This window comes from Terasakiella sp. SH-1, assembly GCF_004564135.1.
GTDB lineage: Bacteria > Pseudomonadota > Alphaproteobacteria > Rhodospirillales > Terasakiellaceae > Terasakiella.
The window spans coordinates 2229816-2246085 of the sequence record NZ_CP038255.1 but is presented as its reverse complement, the minus strand read 5'-3'; the positions used below and the strand labels follow the sequence as shown (position 1 = coordinate 2246085).

Below are 16270 nucleotides of genomic sequence, written 5' to 3'. Positions count from 1 at the left end.
TATGAGTGATGATTTTTTCTTTGACGATGATGAAGGCACCAATGATGCGTTAATTACCCAGCAGGCGCTGGTTGATACGCAGGAAAAACTGGGGGCCTTGTTGGACTTGATGCCGACGGGGCTGGTCATTCACCAAAAGCATTCCATGCTGTATGCCAATCAGCAGGCGCTGGAGCTGTTGGAGCTGGCCGCCGAACAAATCACAGGGTGCCACTTACTCGATTTTCTCGATCATGATGATCATGGGGAATATTCCACGCTTTTCATGTTTACCTTTGAACATGATGAACCTGTGCGTTTGCCCGAACTGGCCTTAAAAACGGCATCGGGTGAGCCAAGATATGTGCAAATTACCGCTGGACGCTTGCCTTGGGAAGGCACCAGTGTCATCCAGATTTTGCTGGAAGATGTGACGGAAGTGAAATCACGTGCCGAAGACCACCTTCATATGCAGCAGGAATTGGAGCGGGCATCCAAATGGGAAGCTGTCGGCCATTTGGCTGGTGGGATTGCCCATGAGATCAACACGCCCTGTCAATATATCAGTTCGAACCTGAAGTTCCTGAATGACAATATGACAGGTGTTTTTGGATTGCTGGCTAAAACGCTTGAGGTCAAAAAACAGTTGCAAGGTCATCCGGAATTCACGTCAACCGTCCAGACGCTTGATCAGATGATTGAAGATTTGGATCTGGACTTCCTTTTGGAAGAGGTTCCGTTGGCTTTTGAGCAATCCATTTACGGGGTACAGCAAATTTCCCAGATTGTGACGGCTATGCGCGATTTTTCTCATCCCGGTGCAAAAGAGAAAAATCAGGTTGATATCAATCAGGCCCTGAAAACAACGTTGATCGTGTCACGCAATGAATGGAAAAATGTGGCAACAGTGGAAGAAAATTATGATGAGACTTTGGGCAAGCTTGATTGTTATGCCGATGGGGTTAATCAGGTTTTCCTCAATATCATCGTGAATGCGGCACAGGCCGTTGAAGATTCCCAAAAAGATGGGGAGGGGATCATCGGGCTGAGTACCCAGGATATGGGGGATCATGTTGAAGTGCGTATTTCTGATAATGGCAGTGGTATCCCCGAAGAGGCACAAGACCATATCTTTGCCCCTTTCTTCACCACCAAGGAAGTGGGACGTGGGACAGGGCAGGGCTTGTCCATCTGCCATGATATCGTGGTGAAAAAACACAACGGAAGCCTGACGTTTGAAACGCAGGAAGGGCAGGGAACAACCTTTATTATCCAGTTACCCAAAGCTTAGAATCTATTGATAAGGGGCCAGAAGTCGCTGTCCGTATGGGGATTGTAAAATCTCGTTCACATGTTGATTAAATTGGATCAGGTCTTGTGGGCTAAAGGCTTTGTGGCTTAAGGCCGCCCCGATTTTGACAGACCCAATGGCATCGGGCAGAAGCATGATTTGATCTGCAAGCCAGGCTGTTTGGATGATATGAGGCCCTGTGATGGACCCGATAATAACCCCGTCGACCTGACCTTTGGTCAGGCTGGATAGGCAACTGGGATAATCTTTTTCCAGAACCATGTTTTGGGGGGTAAAGGTCAGGGTTGGATAGGAAAAACCAATAATCCCACAGATATCACGTTTGGCGATTTTAGATATGTTCAATGACATATTTGCCTGTTGACTGACGGCAAGGTTCAGTTTTTCAATAATAATGGGATCACTGTAATAGGCTTTTTTCTGGCGCTGTGGTGTGGCGAGAACAGAAAGGGCCATATCAATTTTACCACTGTGCAGCCATTTATACATGCGGCCAAAGGGCAAGGGGCGAAAGATGGGGCGGTGGCCCATTTTTTCCAATGCTTTCAGGGCAACAGCAGGGAGGATACCTTGGGGCGATCCCTTTGTTTTATAAAAGATCAAAGGCGGGTTATGGGGAATGCCAACCGTGACATCTTTGGCCTGTCCCTTTACAGGTAATAGGGAAAGCCCGAGGAGAGTGAGTATTAAGCAGAAGATGGTTGGTCTTTTTCCCATGTATGTATCTTTACACCTTATTCAATCGGTAATTTAATAAAGAAAGTTGTACCCTGTCCTTCTTTGGTTTCAAAATAAATTTTGCCTTTATGTTTATTTACAATCATATCGTAACATAAGGCAAGACCTTGTCCGGTCCCTCGGCCCACATCCTTGGTGGTGAAAAAGGGAAGAAAAATTTTGTCCTGGACCTCTTGGGGGATGCCGGTTCCATTGTCGCTAATGCTGATGATACAGTCATGCTCGGTAAGCTGGCTGGTCAGTTTAAGGATACCTTTGCGTTCCGGTCCGTTATCCTCAATAGCATGGGTGGCATTCATGATTAAATTCAGCAAGACCTGATTGATTTCGTTATGATAGCCCTGAACACTACAGTCACCTTCGTGCAGGTTTTCCTCAACCGTGGCAATATGTTTCCATTCATTTGAAGAAATGGTCAAAGCGCGCTTTAGGCACCCATTGATATCGACGCTAACCTTATTTTTCTGGCCGCTATGGTTGAACTCTTTCATGGCACGCACAATGTCGCTGATGATGGCAACCCCTTCGGTCGTTTCAGATAAGCAGCCATTTAGCTCGTCTGTGATAAAATCGAGATCCAGTTCTTGAATTTTATGTTCGATCCAATCGACCAACTCTTTGGCATCTGGGTTCCCTTTATGGGTGGAAAGCTGCTCTTTCAGGCTGTTGAGGAAAGTTACATATTGCTTTTGTGCATCATCCATAAAGTAGATATTGGAGCTGATATACTGGATGGGGGTATTGATTTCATGGGCAATACCGCCAGCTAGATGACCAATAGCTTCCATTTTCTGGGCTTCCAACAGTTCGCTTGAAAGTTTCTGGTTTTCCTGATGCAGTTCCTGGCGACGTTGCATCAGGTCATTAAAGGAATGGATAACTTGAGCAATTTCATCTTTCTTCTGCCACATGATGGGGGAGGGGAACTGATCATGTTCCGTGTTCTGAATGGCCTGAACCATCTGTTTTAACGGCTTTCTAATCATATGTTGACTGACATAAATCGCACCAAGGATAGTCGACAGGCTGATGATAATAACGATGGGCAGGTTTTGAATCAGTCGTGTGACAAAAGCCTTACTTAAATAGCTGTCACTGAAATAAATCTGAACTTTACCGATTTTTTCCTGAGAGGCATCTGTCTGAAAGAAGATATCTTCTTCTATCAGGGTAATATCGGGGCTAAGTGTCAGCTGGCCCTGTTTTACGAAAATCACACCATCTTCATCCACCATAGCAAGGCCGGTGACAAAGGGCTGTTCCAGTTGATTGGTAAAGAGTGTTTCCAAGCGCCGGCGATCCAGGTTCCAAAGATATTCACCGCTGAGGGAAATGATCTCAGCGGTGACATTTTCGATGGCTGCTTGATGTCGGTTCTTTGACTTCTGGAATTCAATGCCTTCCACCAAAAGGATGGCGATAAAGGAAAAGATAATGACCAAAGGCAAAAATACACCGAGGAATTTGACTTCCAATCGGTCATGAAAAGCGAGCTTATGTGGGCGATGTGTCTGTTGTGCCATACGGGCTGCTTATTCCAGCATTATTGATAGAGGCGAGTGTGCTGTTCCCAACCCTTGCGATCATTGGCAAGCGCTTGGTCCAGAAAAGATTTCAGGTCCTGATTGTGATTAATCACAAGGATGCGGCGGTTAAAGGAAGAATGCTTGTTTGGTGCAATGAAGACATCTTTGTAGCGATCCCCCTGAGCTTTTTCATAATGGGCACTGGAGGTCGGCATTAACATGCAATCAATGTCACCGTTGATCAGTTTTTCAAGGTTGTCTATATGATTGTCGCCATCTACACGACGAATATTGCCACCTTGGGCAATATGGTCATCAATGCCGGAATAGCGATGGCCGTGTAGGCCCCCAAAAATCATACCATTCAGGCTTTGAGCATCTTTATAATCCACAGCCTTGGATTTCAGTGACAAAATGGAATTCCCGTCACTGAGCAAGGGTTCTGCGGTCCAAAGATATTTGGTTTCTTCCTTATCTTTAAACCAGGGCGGGTTTACCCAAGGAACAATCGCCAGACTTTTGCCTGTGATGACTTTATTAACCCGTGGGCGAGAACTGGGGGAGACGACGAATTTATATTTCCCATTGGCGCGTTGGTTTAAAAAGTCGGCCAATTCGTATGTCAGCCCTTTCTTGTCAGAAACAATGAAAGGGGGATGCGTGTGATAGGTATAGAGCTTGACGACCTGAGCCTCATTTGCCTTGGCGTTTGAATGGAACAGGAGGGCGGCACATAAAATAAGGCAGCTCAGAAAAAGGGAACGCATGATATCTCTCTTTAAATCGTTCAATGAACGGTAGGTTTGATTTTTTCCACACCGAGCAACAATGATATTGTTGTGATCAGGTCGTCAAGGGGAAATGGCTTGTTGAAAAATGGAATATCCATCCCTTCGATTCTTTTTTGGTCTGTTTCATTACAGTGCCCGGATAAAACGATAGGGCGAATTTTAGGGAAATTGCTGTGTAAATAGGAAATCAGGGCACATCCATCAAAATCCGGCATTTTGATATCGGTGACAACGACCGAAATTTCGTCATGCTCTTCCAGCAATTTAACTGCATCTGAGGCATTGTTGCTGTAGTGAAAGGTCCAGTCGAGTTTACTGGCATAAAGCTGCCTGCGAATACCGTTCAGGATTTTCGGTTCATCATCAACAAAAAGAATGGACGCCATAACCGTAGCCTTTTTCTATTATGATTATTAAAGCAATGAAGTGTTTTGCCCACATCAAGTGGACCTGTTCCTTAAGTTGCTTACATTATCAGATAAGAATGAAAAGGCCGATATCCCCATTTGGGGACCAAATTTAAATTGCCATATATCCTTGGATATCAAAGCAAAAGGCTCAGCTCTAAAAGAGCTAAGCCTTTGAAATTACTTGGTGCGGGCGGGCGGACTTGAACCGCCAAGACCAAAAGGTCGGCAGATTTTAAGTCTGCTGTGTTTACCGATTTCACCACGCCCGCACAAAGTTATGTGCCTCATTGATGAAGCGGGCACACATTATCGCTGAGTGTGGTTCAATGCAAGAGGGATTATTGCTGTAAGCCCGCTTTTTTCAACATGGCATGCAGTTGGGCGATCACCAGTTCCTTTTTCTTTGGGGTTTCCACGTCTTCGGTGAATTTTTCAACAAAGTTGGGCTGGCGTAAATGTTCCTGTACACGGTTTCTAACCCAATTGAGCGTTTTGCCTTCAATCAGCAGGCCGGATGCGCAGAATTGTAGCAAGGATGTTGCACGGTTAAACAGTTTGTCTTCCGGGTCATCCATCTTGTCGATGATATGTTCTTCGTCCAGATAGTTGTAAATCAGATTATCCAGCCATTCTACAAAGGTGAGGTTCATTTGTTTGGGCAAATCAATCTTTATTGCTGCTTTTTGCAAGTCAGTTATGACTTTTAGTTTGCGTTTTAAGGGCAATTTATAATGGACAATATCATGGATATGTTCGGGCCCATCCATGAACTTAGGCAGGAAGTCACAGACGATATGGGCACAATCTTTCCCAAATTGGGATTTGGATAAGGTTAACAGGTAGCGCAGTTGCAAAATAGGGGCATCCAGCGTTTCCAGAATATAGTCAATGGCTTCACCTGGTTTATCAAGGTTTTTATCCCGGCTGAAACTGCGGGTACCGCACATGGTCAGGGCTTCTGCCATGCCTTCGCCGCCTAAAATAGTCCCTGTTCTGGAAATGAACATGGGGAGCAGTTGTTTAAAGGCATGCTTTTCTTCAAATATATCCCCACGGGTGAGGGCAGAGCGATTGCGCAGCATATGTTCCACCCGATTTGCCAGACGCTTGCGGCTTTTGGGCATGGGGAGTTTACACATAAGGCGGGCAACGCCGATCAGGCCGGGTGTGTCCCACTTGCGGGCTTCATATTTGGCGATGCACAGTTTGGTCAGCACATCTATGGCATTGTAACGGTCTGGCTGTTGTCCCAGCATTTCTTGGATCAGAGTGGGGAACATGAACCATTCGGCAAAAAGCTCGTCTAAAAAGGTCTTGGTATTGTCGTGGAGGTCTTCCGGTTCGATCTCTTCACCTAATAAGTCAAACAAAACGGACATTTTGCTTTCCCAGGCCGGTGCACGGGTGGTGATCTTGGAGAGGGAGAGATTCAGGCGGTAGCGCACATCAGGGGTACTTAAATCTCCGATTTGAGCGAGATGATCGTTCAGGCCCTTCTCAGAGATGTCATCAAAGCCGCCCATCATGGTTTTCTTTTTGGCAGCACTAAAGAGATCATCAATCAGGTTTTGTTGTTCAATCTCATTACCCTTGATTTGTTCAGCCTGCAGAATAGCCAACCGATTAAAGACAGAGGCGGACAGGTTGTTGTCCTGAAACTTTTCAATGGCTGCGGTGGTGTGGAGAAGCTCTGTTGCGCTTAGAACCATTTGGTCACAATATTCACGCAAGATTTTGTTCAGGGCCTCAATGCTTTGAGGCGTAAATAAATCGTCGACTGTTTTATAAACCGGACTGGTTTCGATATAGCCGACCCCGGCCTTTTTCTTGACGGAATTCTGGTTTTCATCATAAACGACAATATCGGCACCATCGCCTTTTTTGATGATTTTGGCTTCATCAACCTGTTGTTGTTTAAGCAGTTGGCGAGCCTGCTTCACAGCCTCTTTTTCGCTATCCTTGCTTCCATACATGCTCCAGCGTGTGCCGTTTTTAACCTGAATAACGAACTGAATGGCCACAGTCTTTAACCTTATTTGTTATATTCTGTGGCTACCATATCAGGCCGATTCGCCCCTGTCACCCAGTCGCAGGGAAGTTTTTACTTTTTTGTTAGGCATTCTTTTATAAATAAAGCCTAAACTTTCAGGACGGATTGTGCAAAAGAAAGGCTACACCATGCAACGACGCGCCATGTTGGTTTTGGCTGTGATGATGTTTTTAGGAGCATGCGCTTTACCCTCGCCTGCTTCTTTGCCTGAAATTATGTCGGAAAAGCAAGTGCGCCCGGATCATCGTGAACGCATTGCCCATCGTTTGTTGTGGCTGGCCCCGGAACTCCCATGGCATTACAATTGTTTGTTTATGAAACCGATTGCCCAATTGGATCATGATGAACAGAAACTGGCCCTGCCCAGTGCAGATTTGCTGTTTCGTGCCCATTTTGAAGAAGAGCGCATGGCGTATCGTTCCGCAGGATATCTTTATCGTCAGGCCGCTGATCAGGGGATTGCGCTGGCCTATGTAAAGTTGGGCAATCTATTGATCGGAGGGAAAGGTGCCAAACCAAACCCCGAAGGGGGGGCAAAGCTGATCTTGCAAAGTGCACGGCTTGAATGTGCGCAAGCTCAATACCGTTATGGGGAACTGCTGACCCGTGGGATCGGGGTGAAGACGGATCTGGTTCAGGCATGGGGCTGGGTGTATCTGGCCCAGCAGAAAGGCTATCCGAAAAGTGCAGCTTTGCTGAAACGAATGGAACCATTTATGGGGCCGTCTCAGATATCTCTGGCAAAACAAAATGCTGAGACATTGCAGCATCAACTGAATTTATTTAACCAGGGGCCACAAAGTCAGGCATTGGTGCGTTGTGTGACCCCACGCATACGCAAGCCCTTTATTACCCGGATGCGGGCATGCCATGCTATGGGCGGATCGCACATGGGCGAACCGATTGATTACAGGACAAGATAATCGTGACAAAACCATTGGAGGGGCTGCTGGTTGTGGCTCTGGAACAGGCTGTGGCCGCCCCTTATTGTTCGTCCCGTCTGTGTGATGCGGGGGCGCGTGTCATCAAGATTGAACGCAGCGAAGGGGATTTTGCCCGCCATTATGATCATGTAGTTCATGGGGAAAGTGCCAATTTCGTTTGGTTGAACAAGGGTAAAGAGTCGCTCGTTCTTGATATCAAGCAGCCAGAAGATGCAGCTTTGCTGGAACGGTTATTATCGAAGGCTGATGTCTTTATTCAGAATCTGGCCCCCGGTGCAACGAAGCGTGCAGGCTTTGGGAGTGCGGATTTGCGTGAACGATACCCCGGTTTGATTACTTGTGATATCAGCGGCTATGGGCAAGAAGGTCCTGCGGCTGATATGAAAGCCTATGACTTGCTGGTTCAGGCGGAAACCGGCCTGTGTTCTTTAACAGGTGTACCCGAAGCACCGGGTCGGGTCGGGGTCTCTGTCTGTGACATTGCAGCTGGGATGAATGCCTACCAAGGGGTTTTGGAAGCGATCATCCAACGTGGGGTGACAGGTCAGGGAGCCGGTGTTGAGGTTTCCTTATTTGATGGCATGGCGGACTGGATGACGGTGCCCTTGTTATTTCAGGATTATGGCGGGGTCTCGCCCAAACGTGTGGGGTTGCGCCATCCCACGATTGCCCCTTATGGGGCCTTTGATACAAAAGATGGCATGCAGGTGGTGATCTCTATTCAAAATGAACGGGAATGGGTACGTTTTGCCAAGGAGATTATGGGGCAGGAAAACTGGGCGATGGATGGTCCGTTTTCAACAGCCGTGTTGCGTGTGGAAAACAGGGCAGCGCTGGATCAGGCTGTACAGGATGTGTTTGGCACGTTTTCCGCAGATGAGATCTGTGAAAAACTGCTGACCCATAAAATCGCTTTTGGTCGGGTGAATGACCTTTCTGGCCTATCGAAACACCCGGCCTTGCGCCGCATCACCGTGGAAAGTCCAACCGGCCCGATTGATTTACCTGCCCCCCCTGCGCAAATGACGGGGCGAGGCCAAAACTTTGGCCCAATCCCGGCCATTGGAGAACATTCTACTGCTATCTGCAAAGAGTTTGCGGAAAATGGTTAATTTTGATGTGGTCGTTGTTTTAGGGGCAGCTGTTACGCCAGAAGCTAAAGCAACACCATGTTTGTTACGCCGAACCTTGAGCGGGTGTGACTATGCTCGTGAATATGGGGCGGCACTGCTGTGTTGTGGTGGGAAAACCAGTCGGCATCATGAGGTGAGTGAAGCATCGGTTATGGCAGAAATTGCGTTGAAACAAGGGATTGAAGCGCATTCTGTCTATTTGGAAGATAAATCCAGAAATACGCTGGAGAATGCCCTTTTTGCCAAGGAAATGATGAGTGCGAAACAATGGAACAACATAATCGTTGTGACGGATCGTTCTCATCTGTTGCGTGCCCGTTTGGTGTTTCGGGTGCTGGGGGTCAAGGCGCAATTTCGCGTGGCACATATAGGGCCGCGTCTTTTCAGGCATGAAATTTTTTCTTATCTTTATGAGGTTCCGGCTTTGCTTTGGTATGGAGTTCGGATATTAAGGGGACATCATAAAACTATATAAGAAATTGGTGGAATGTCCTTTTTCAAGCTGGCATCTGTAGCACTTGTGTCGGTTACAGTCCTTGGTACAGGTCTGAAGGCGCAGGCTTGTGAAAAAATTAATGAATTTGAAGGTCTTATCTTTGATGCCGGGGCTTTTGTTGCTCCGCAGGATATGGAAACAAGCCTTGATGGTGCCTTGTTAAAAGGGGTGGAAAAAGTCGTTCTTTACCCTCACCCCGCAGCTGATAAAGCCAATCAACCTGATGCTTTGGAAGAAACCTTTCCAGACCTTGTTTTACGTGGGAATGCTCCGTGGAGTGAGGCCGATCCGGTGATTTGGCCGGAACCGCTTGGTACTGAGGATCTTGGCCGTTTAGGAAGTGAACTTGCCAGACATTCCACGCGGCGTTACCTGCTGTCTCATATCAGCCGTTTTGACCCAGAACTGCTTGTTGCGACCTTTCAACAAAACCCAAACCTGTGGCTGGGGCTGAATAAGACGGATCTTGAACTTTTAAATAAAAGCTGTGGGCAAGGGCTGTTAAGCCGTCTGTATGAGATTGGGCCTGCACGGTTGGTGTTTGCGTCTTTTGGGCAAAAAGAAGGCTGGAAATATTACAAATGGACGATCAAAAGCCTGCGTAAACTGGCTGGATATTTGCCACCTGATCAGGCTGATGCCATCCTTTTTCGAAATGCAGAAGAATTATATAATCTGGCTGTGAATGCGCCTTAATTTCCAAGCAGGGTCGTGGGCTGTGTAGTCGTTTGGCTTTGGTTGAAAAGTTCTGGTTTGGCGACCGTGTTACGCCATTTTTCCAATTGGGCGGAACGCTGTTTGGCAAAGTCATATTTATTATATCCGCGCCTTGCAACAGGGGGCAGGGTCAGGGATTTTTTCATGCGACGTTGTTGCAAGGCCCGCTGCTTGGCGGCATTGACCTGACCGAAATTGGAAAGCCGGCGGTTGTTTCGGTATTGTGAAATTTGCGAACTCATCTGTTCGGCCCGTGCCATGGCCTTGCGCTGGGTAGATAAGCGATTTTGGAAGTTATTATTCAACAAGGCCATGCGGGTGCGATCCTGTTTGGCGACATAACGTTGTGGTTTTTGGGTCTGTATCGCAATTTGTTGATCCTGACGGGTTTCTGAATTGGCATAATTCCAAAAGGACAGGACTTTCTCACGGTAATACATGTTTTTTGTCGGTTCGGAAGAATGATAGCGCCCTGCGGCCTGTGTCCACGATTTGGTTTGTTTAAACAGACGGGACAGGAAGGTGCCTGCATATTCTGTATTTGTGCGTGGGTTAAAGGCTTCCTCTAAACTTTTAAACGCGTCAGGGTGATAGCGCAGGTTAATTTGCATGCAACCGACATCAATATTTCTGATCCCCTGGGCCTGAAGGTTGCGGACATGGTTAATCGCCTGATTTTTTGTTGGGAAATATTCACCGGGTCCCCCGGCGGAAACGGTCCAGGGCCAGGCAATATTTGCCTTCTCTTCCTTGACCCAGCGGCCAGACTCCGTCAGGGAAATTGCACGCAGCAGGTTTTGTGGAATATTAAATTTGCGTTCTGCCTGATGCGTGGCATTTTTGCATAAGTCATTGTTCTTGCTTAATTTTACATATGCATCTGCGGCATTGCTGATCAACAGGCTAATCAGGGTACAAAGGATAAAACGCATGATGAACACTTCTTTATTCAAATAGATAATTTGTCTGGTTGATGATAAAGAAGCAAGCGGTATGCCAGATTTATCTGATAGAGCCTTTTAAAGGAAAATATAAAAATAGGGGCTGAAGTAGCTAAGGGTTAGTGTTTAGCCTGTTTGTACCATATTTTCAGCTGCTTTAGGAGGTCTGCATGATTGCCTCCATTGAAACGCCATTCGCATTCCTTGAGAAACCAGTAGAAATGGTCAGGTTTGATACTGTTGAGTTTCCGCATATGACGCTTTGCTTGGTTCCAGAAATTCTCAATGCCGTTGATATGGTTTTGTTTGTCTGTAAAGAGTTTGGAGTGGTTGATGCGGCGGTGATGAAAGTCTGAAACATTCAGTGCATTTAAGTTCCAAAGGTATCAGTATAGACGATACTGTCGGGCTCAACTTTCTCCTGAATAATCGGTGACAGGGGCTCCGCCTTGGCATTCGGAATAATCACCGTGTAGACCTTCCCTTCCGCTTCAAAAGGCCGAATACAGCCACTTTGCCGCCAGCACCACGACCTCGTTTGCCTTTGCGGACTCCTCCAAAATAACTTTCATTAGCTTCACCTCTATAGCTCGGTAATTTGCTGGCTATCAACTGGCGAAGCCGCATAAAGAAGCGGATTGTTTGTATTCGTCTGTATGTCAACAGTCTCAGCGGTGGCACGTGCTGTGCTGTCAGCTATAAAATCCTCAATCAGCTTGCTTTGCTGACGTGAAGTCAGGCGACTTTTTCGAAGATACATCGTAGCTATTGTAGAACCTCATTCAGTTCTTAGCTACTTCACTTCCTGAAAATAAATCAAAAATAAGTTGATTTTTTAAATATGGTATGGTTAATACTCTTCTTAGCGATTGCAACTTTAACTTTTTTAATGTTAATCGCTTTCTTGGACGTTTCCTCCCAAACTGCCGACCTCTATCTACGGATGGGGGTCTTTTTTTTATTTAAAAACAATAGCTTATTATAATTATAAGAAAATTCTAAGATGCAGTGACTTACTACAGTTTTTTACCACATATTTACTACAGTTTAATAATCCGTCAGGAACCGGTTTTGAATCTGAATAACTAAAAATAAGTTAATTTTATTTTTAAGCGGATTTAGGTTGCTATATACGAGGGGAGAATGTCGTGGGCTTGCACAAAAGCCTCTAAACCTGCCATAGTTGCGTTCAGGATATTTAAGGGTTCTCCAAGATGCGCTTTGTACTTTTCATATTGGTCATTTTATTTACTTTACCTGCTTATGCGCAAACCGTGGAAGATGGTTACAAAGCCTATGATGTTGGTGATTACGAAACGGCCAAATCAATTATGTTGCTGTTGGCTGAACAAGGTAATCCAAAAGCAATGAATGCCATGGGCAATTTTTATTCAGAGGGTAAAGCATTTCCTGAGAATGCTAAAATTGCATGTGATTGGTATGAAAAAGCCGCCAATAAAGAATATGCGTCCGCACAAAATAATTTGGGGCTGAAGTAGCTAAGGGTTAATGTTTAGCCTGTTTATACCATATTTTCAGCTGCTTTAGGAGGTCTGCGTGGTTGCCTCCATTGAAACGCCATTCACACTCCTTGAGAAACCAGTAGAAATGGTCAGTTTTGATACCGTTGAATTTCCGCATATGACGCTTTGCCTGATTCCAAAAGTTCTCAATGCCATTGATGTGATTTTGTTTGTCTGCAAAGAGTTTGGAATGGTTGATGCGGCGGTGATGAAAGTCCGAAACATCCAATGCGTTGTAAGCACCAAACGTATCGGTATAGACGATACTGTCAGGCTCGACCTTCTCCTGAATAATCGGTAACAGCGTCTCTGTCTTTGCATTGGGAATGATTGCCGTATAGACCTTGCCACCCCGCTTTAAAAGGCCAAACACAGCCACTTTGCCGCCAGCACCACGACCTCGTTTTCCTTTATGGACACCGCCAAAATAACTTTCATCAGCTTCAATCTCGCCTTGCAAACGATAGCTCGGCAACTTGCTGGCAATCAATTGGCGAAGCCGCATGAAGAAGCGGATCGATGTGTTCGCTTGGACACCTACAATTTCAGTAGTCGCACGAGCCGTGCTGCCTGCGACAAAATGCTCAATCAACTTGCTTTGCTGACGTAAAGTCAGACGACTTTTTCGGATGTACATCGTAGCCATTATAGAACCTCTTTCAGTCCTTAGCTACTTCAGCCCCTAAATTATTGGCTGATGTCTTGGCGGTTTGCCATAGTTTGAAAGAATCTAAAGAGGCGATGGAGGAATTCTTTGAATACTGCAAGGTGAATAAAATTCCTATCAGTAGGAAAAAACCTATTCTGGCGGTAATCCGCAGTGTTATCGGCCTCAATGACCGTCGCAAGGTTTCAGCATATGCGACAGTTCTGAAAAAAGCTTTGCAGGAAAAGCAAACACCAGACAGTTTCCCAGAATGGGTTGTGGCTAATGGTGGCATCGACAGAGTTATTCGTGGAACTGCCAATGTTGGCAAAACAAAAGACTCTGGCAAGACTGCTGAAGCTAACATCCAATCCGCCATCAAACTTTTCCAAGAGCAGGTAGACTGTTTCAAAAACGTAAATGTTGAAACTGAGTTTGACAAAGGCGAGCTTGTTATCGGTGTTCTTCGGGTTAGCAGCGACAAGAGATTGGAATTATTGGGACTGGACGGAGACAAAATGGTTCTGGACGCTGCGTTAAACGCTATCGGTCAAAACATGTCCGAAGGCGCTGCCCCTGTATTACCGTCCAAAGCATAGAGGTAGAAAAGTCTGTTAGACAGACGGAACATATCATCGGTTATATATGGTGAGGGCGAAAGCCCTCCCATAACTGTTTATACCAACGCTTTAATCAAAGATTGGTAACGACTTAAATCCACCTTCTCATCTGGTGTTTCTTTCAGCCGTTCGGTTTCCATTTTCAGCAATGATACCGTTAATTCGACTTTCTTTTCTTTGGGTAGATTGAGTTCCAGATTCTCAATTCCCAGTAAAACATCTTTCACTAAATCGAAGTCAAATTGGAACAATTCATTCGGCTCAGCAATTAAATCGGCGGGGCTACATTCATATAATTGTGCAAATTCTTGAGTGCGACGCAAAGTCGTATCGGACGTTCCGCTCTCAATTCTTGAAACTTGGCTGGGGCTGATACCCATTCGGTCAGCCGCACTTTCCAACGTAAAACCTGCTTTATTCCGCATTTCTCGGAAGTTTAATTTCATTGCTTCTTTCCTATCGTTTCATTGGTTGCAGGTTCCATAGATAGGAAATTTGCGTCACACGCAAAAAATCATCCAGAGCGTATTATGCTTGACTCACGCATATAATGCTGGAATTAATTTGCGTATGAAGCTTGATGTTTACTTAAAACAAAACCGCATAGGCGTTCAGTAAATGGAAGTGAGTTAGAATATTGAACCGCTGTTAGGTGTTCTTCTGCTTCTTCTACTGCTTCAAAACCTTTCTCATCACCAGCCGCTAACCGTCTTTGTCTTTGCGTCCTGTCCATTCGATACAGTCCATAAAAAAACCTCCAAATTAGATTCATTGGAGGTATTTATTCGAGGCGTGATTCGGGTTATTTCGGCCTCTCAGAGACAGAAAAATAAAAAAATCAAGACAATTATTTTCGGGGTAATTCCGGGGTAGCCGATTTTGATGCAAAAAAAGCCCCCTAAATCAATGACTTAGGGGGCGAAGTATACCCTTGAGGGATAATTGATGTTAGATGTATTGATTTATTAATTAATAAAATCAATAGCTTATAAAATTAAAATTAGACCACTATTAAACCACTATTGACAAAGACACCTAAAAGACCCCACTGTTTCAAAGGTGGAATGAATATGGGTTTTTGGTGCGTATTGTGATGAAAAAAACGGGGAAATCTGGTTGGGACAACTACGTTAAACTTGAAAAGGGTTTATCTATTGGGACACGCCAAGACCAGTCGAGTGGTATCTATTATTGTCGATTAAGAATTGATGGTCGAAATCGGGATTATTCTTTAGGCACCCGCGATAAGACAGAGGCGATTGTGCTTGCTGCCAAAAAGAAAGGGTTGGTGTCCGGCAAAGGGATTGAAGCTGTTCAACGGAAGAAAAAATCTGGCAAACGAAAAGTATGGCTGGATGTTAAGTGGGAAGAGTTTCTGGAATACAAGAAAAACAAAGTCAGAAACGGTGTTATTAAAGAATCTCGTCTGGGTGTTTATCGTTCGATAGATAGGAATTGGTTTGGGAAATATATCAGAAAGAAGCCAGCCCGAATTGATTTTGAAAAACTGGATGATGATTATTTTAGTCGTTTTTGGGATTGGCGTATCTCTTATTACGGTAGTGTTGAGCATAAAAGAGATGACCGTATTGCAAGAGAGGATGGGTATATTCGTTCCATTCGAAAACCTAACGGTCATGGCTTGGACAATGAGAGAAAAATTATTAAAGAATTTCTGACCTGGTCTTTTCGCAAGGGTTTTACGGACAAGGGCGTGCCGATGTCGCTTGACCAAAGGCAGATGGGAATTAATAGGTCGGCTGAGGGGTTTAACTACGAAGAATATACCAAGTTGCAGAAAGTTTTTTCTGATTGGATTGCAGATGCAAAAAATGAAAATGAAGAACTAACAAGGCAACGAATACTGTTTAAGTTCAAGCTGATGTTAGCGTGTGGAACAAGGGTTGCTGATTTGGTTCAGCTTCAATGGAAAGATTTAAGGTCAGAGCGGAACCCGCAAACGAAGAAAACTGAAACATATTTTTTTGCAAAAGCTAAAGGCAAGCGGAGGCTTGTTCCAATTTCAGAAGATTTGAATGCAGATTTTGAGATTTGGAAAAAGAAATCAAAGTTTACCGAGCCAGATGATTATGTTTTTGCAACAGAAACCGGGAAAAAATCTAATACTGACAATACGCAGTGGAAGTCATTCTTGAAATTAAACGGTTGCCTGAAAGACCCGAACGGCAAAACAAGAAACATGACAAGTCTCAGGCATACGTTTGCCTCTTTCGCAATCTTGTATTCCGATGAAAAGACCAGTGTGATTGCTGACCGAATGGGAACTTCAGAGCGTCAAATCGAAACAACTTACAAAGATGATTTAGCACGTCGTGATTCTGCACGTTATACCAAGCATTTGGTCCCTATGATGGATGAGCACGACAATATTAGATACTACTTGGATAATATGGTCAGTTTTCAGTCTGAATAAGATGGTTTGG

The 16270-nt window shown here is 45.1% G+C and carries 17 protein-coding genes, 1 tRNA gene and 1 pseudogene; 8 read left to right on the top strand and 11 right to left on the bottom strand.

The genetic code is table 11. From position 1 onward, the window contains the following. Position 1 precedes the first annotated feature (1 nt). Positions 2–1270: an ATP-binding protein gene (locus tag E4K71_RS10320; RefSeq protein ID WP_167730447.1), complete on the top strand. Its 1269-nt coding sequence runs from the start codon at positions 2–4 to the stop codon at positions 1268–1270. Between the two features lie 3 nt (positions 1271–1273). Here the strand turns inward: E4K71_RS10320 and E4K71_RS10315 are convergent, their stop codons facing one another. The 6 genes from E4K71_RS10315 to E4K71_RS10290 all read right to left on the bottom strand — a co-directional run bounded on the left by E4K71_RS10315 (position 1274) and on the right by E4K71_RS10290 (position 6777). Continuing rightward, the gene (locus E4K71_RS10315; protein ID WP_135079260.1) at positions 1274–2008 is read right to left on the bottom strand and encodes a transporter substrate-binding domain-containing protein; all 735 of its coding nucleotides are present in this window, start codon (positions 2006–2008) and stop codon (positions 1274–1276) included. 17 nt (positions 2009–2025) lie between these two features. Then, positions 2026–3552, bottom strand: a complete 1527-nt coding sequence (locus E4K71_RS10310; protein WP_135079259.1) for a HAMP domain-containing sensor histidine kinase — start codon at positions 3550–3552, stop codon at positions 2026–2028. Between the two features lie 20 nt (positions 3553–3572). Further along, the gene (locus E4K71_RS10305) at positions 3573–4322 is read right to left on the bottom strand and encodes a transporter substrate-binding domain-containing protein (protein ID WP_135079257.1); all 750 of its coding nucleotides are present in this window, start codon (positions 4320–4322) and stop codon (positions 3573–3575) included. A 20-nt stretch (positions 4323–4342) separates the two neighbouring features. Further along, on the bottom strand, positions 4343–4732 hold the full coding sequence (locus E4K71_RS10300; RefSeq protein ID WP_135079255.1) for a response regulator: 390 nt from the start codon (positions 4730–4732) through the stop codon (positions 4343–4345). Positions 4733–4938: 206 nt separating this feature from the next. Beyond that, positions 4939–5025: transfer RNA gene (locus tag E4K71_RS10295), tRNA-Leu, on the bottom strand. Positions 5026–5094: 69 nt separating this feature from the next. Further along, entirely contained in the window at positions 5095–6777 is a 1683-nt protein-coding gene (locus E4K71_RS10290) for a hypothetical protein (protein ID WP_135079253.1), read from the bottom strand. A gap of 136 nt (positions 6778–6913) precedes the next feature. On the opposite strand from E4K71_RS10290, the gene E4K71_RS10285 reads away from it, so the two are divergent. The 4 genes from E4K71_RS10285 to E4K71_RS10270 are packed head-to-tail and all read left to right on the top strand — an operon-like array spanning position 6914 to position 10075. After that, complete coding sequence (locus E4K71_RS10285) at positions 6914–7729, top strand: tetratricopeptide repeat protein (RefSeq protein WP_135079251.1); 816 nt, start codon at positions 6914–6916, stop codon at positions 7727–7729. A 2-nt stretch (positions 7730–7731) separates the two neighbouring features. Continuing rightward, positions 7732–8862: a CaiB/BaiF CoA-transferase family protein gene (locus E4K71_RS10280; protein ID WP_135079249.1), complete on the top strand. Its 1131-nt coding sequence runs from the start codon at positions 7732–7734 to the stop codon at positions 8860–8862. Further along, entirely contained in the window at positions 8855–9358 is a 504-nt protein-coding gene (locus tag E4K71_RS10275; protein ID WP_135079247.1) for a YdcF family protein, read from the top strand. The genes E4K71_RS10280 and E4K71_RS10275 overlap by 8 nt, the downstream gene beginning before the upstream one ends. A gap of 12 nt (positions 9359–9370) precedes the next feature. After that, positions 9371–10075: a hypothetical protein gene (locus E4K71_RS10270; RefSeq protein WP_135079245.1), complete on the top strand. Its 705-nt coding sequence runs from the start codon at positions 9371–9373 to the stop codon at positions 10073–10075. On the opposite strand, the gene E4K71_RS10265 is transcribed toward E4K71_RS10270, so the two are convergent. After that, positions 10072–11028 carry a transglycosylase SLT domain-containing protein gene (locus E4K71_RS10265; RefSeq protein WP_135079243.1) on the bottom strand — a complete coding sequence of 319 codons (957 nt, stop codon included), beginning with the start codon at positions 11026–11028 and terminating at the stop codon, positions 10072–10074. The two genes, E4K71_RS10270 and E4K71_RS10265, sit on opposite strands and share 4 nt — an antisense overlap. Before the next feature lie 128 nt (positions 11029–11156). Beyond that, positions 11157–11797 (bottom strand): annotated as a pseudogene (locus tag E4K71_RS10260) (IS1595 family transposase). 454 nt (positions 11798–12251) lie between these two features. Here E4K71_RS10260 and E4K71_RS10255 point away from each other — a divergent pair. Continuing rightward, complete coding sequence (locus E4K71_RS10255) at positions 12252–12536, top strand: sel1 repeat family protein (protein ID WP_135079241.1); 285 nt, start codon at positions 12252–12254, stop codon at positions 12534–12536. 7 nt (positions 12537–12543) lie between these two features. Here the strand turns inward: E4K71_RS10255 and E4K71_RS10250 are convergent, their stop codons facing one another. Next, the gene (locus tag E4K71_RS10250; protein WP_135082041.1) at positions 12544–13197 is read right to left on the bottom strand and encodes an IS1595 family transposase; all 654 of its coding nucleotides are present in this window, start codon (positions 13195–13197) and stop codon (positions 12544–12546) included. Between the two features lie 53 nt (positions 13198–13250). Between E4K71_RS10250 and E4K71_RS10245 the strand changes: the two genes are divergently transcribed. Further along, on the top strand, positions 13251–13805 hold the full coding sequence (locus E4K71_RS10245) for a hypothetical protein (RefSeq protein WP_135079239.1): 555 nt from the start codon (positions 13251–13253) through the stop codon (positions 13803–13805). Positions 13806–13882: 77 nt separating this feature from the next. Here E4K71_RS10245 and E4K71_RS10240 read toward each other — a convergent pair whose 3' ends face one another. Both E4K71_RS10240 and E4K71_RS18245 read right to left on the bottom strand, forming a co-directional pair. Beyond that, the gene (locus E4K71_RS10240) at positions 13883–14272 is read right to left on the bottom strand and encodes a helix-turn-helix transcriptional regulator (protein WP_135079237.1); all 390 of its coding nucleotides are present in this window, start codon (positions 14270–14272) and stop codon (positions 13883–13885) included. A gap of 113 nt (positions 14273–14385) precedes the next feature. Further along, the gene (locus tag E4K71_RS18245) at positions 14386–14559 is read right to left on the bottom strand and encodes a hypothetical protein (RefSeq protein WP_167730445.1); all 174 of its coding nucleotides are present in this window, start codon (positions 14557–14559) and stop codon (positions 14386–14388) included. Positions 14560–14907: 348 nt separating this feature from the next. Here E4K71_RS18245 and E4K71_RS10235 point away from each other — a divergent pair, with 348 nt between their 5' ends. After that, complete coding sequence (locus E4K71_RS10235) at positions 14908–16260, top strand: tyrosine-type recombinase/integrase (protein ID WP_135079235.1); 1353 nt, start codon at positions 14908–14910, stop codon at positions 16258–16260. Positions 16261–16270 lie beyond the last annotated feature (10 nt).

Coding starts and splice junctions, on each gene's coding strand:
- E4K71_RS10320 (WP_167730447.1), top strand. CDS start 2: ATGAGTGATGATTTTTTCTTTGACGATGATGAAGGCACCAATGATGCG.
- E4K71_RS10315 (WP_135079260.1), bottom strand. CDS start 2,008: ATGGGAAAAAGACCAACCATCTTCTGCTTAATACTCACTCTCCTCGGG.
- E4K71_RS10310 (WP_135079259.1), bottom strand. CDS start 3,552: ATGGCACAACAGACACATCGCCCACATAAGCTCGCTTTTCATGACCGA.
- E4K71_RS10305 (WP_135079257.1), bottom strand. CDS start 4,322: ATGCGTTCCCTTTTTCTGAGCTGCCTTATTTTATGTGCCGCCCTCCTG.
- E4K71_RS10300 (WP_135079255.1), bottom strand. CDS start 4,732: ATGGCGTCCATTCTTTTTGTTGATGATGAACCGAAAATCCTGAACGGT.
- E4K71_RS10275 (WP_135079247.1), top strand. CDS start 8,855: ATGGTTAATTTTGATGTGGTCGTTGTTTTAGGGGCAGCTGTTACGCCA.
- E4K71_RS10270 (WP_135079245.1), top strand. CDS start 9,371: ATGTCCTTTTTCAAGCTGGCATCTGTAGCACTTGTGTCGGTTACAGTC.
- E4K71_RS10265 (WP_135079243.1), bottom strand. CDS start 11,028: ATGCGTTTTATCCTTTGTACCCTGATTAGCCTGTTGATCAGCAATGCC.
- E4K71_RS10255 (WP_135079241.1), top strand. CDS start 12,252: ATGCGCTTTGTACTTTTCATATTGGTCATTTTATTTACTTTACCTGCT.
- E4K71_RS10250 (WP_135082041.1), bottom strand. CDS start 13,197: ATGTACATCCGAAAAAGTCGTCTGACTTTACGTCAGCAAAGCAAGTTG.
- E4K71_RS10240 (WP_135079237.1), bottom strand. CDS start 14,272: ATGAAATTAAACTTCCGAGAAATGCGGAATAAAGCAGGTTTTACGTTG.
- E4K71_RS18245 (WP_167730445.1), bottom strand. CDS start 14,559: ATGGACAGGACGCAAAGACAAAGACGGTTAGCGGCTGGTGATGAGAAA.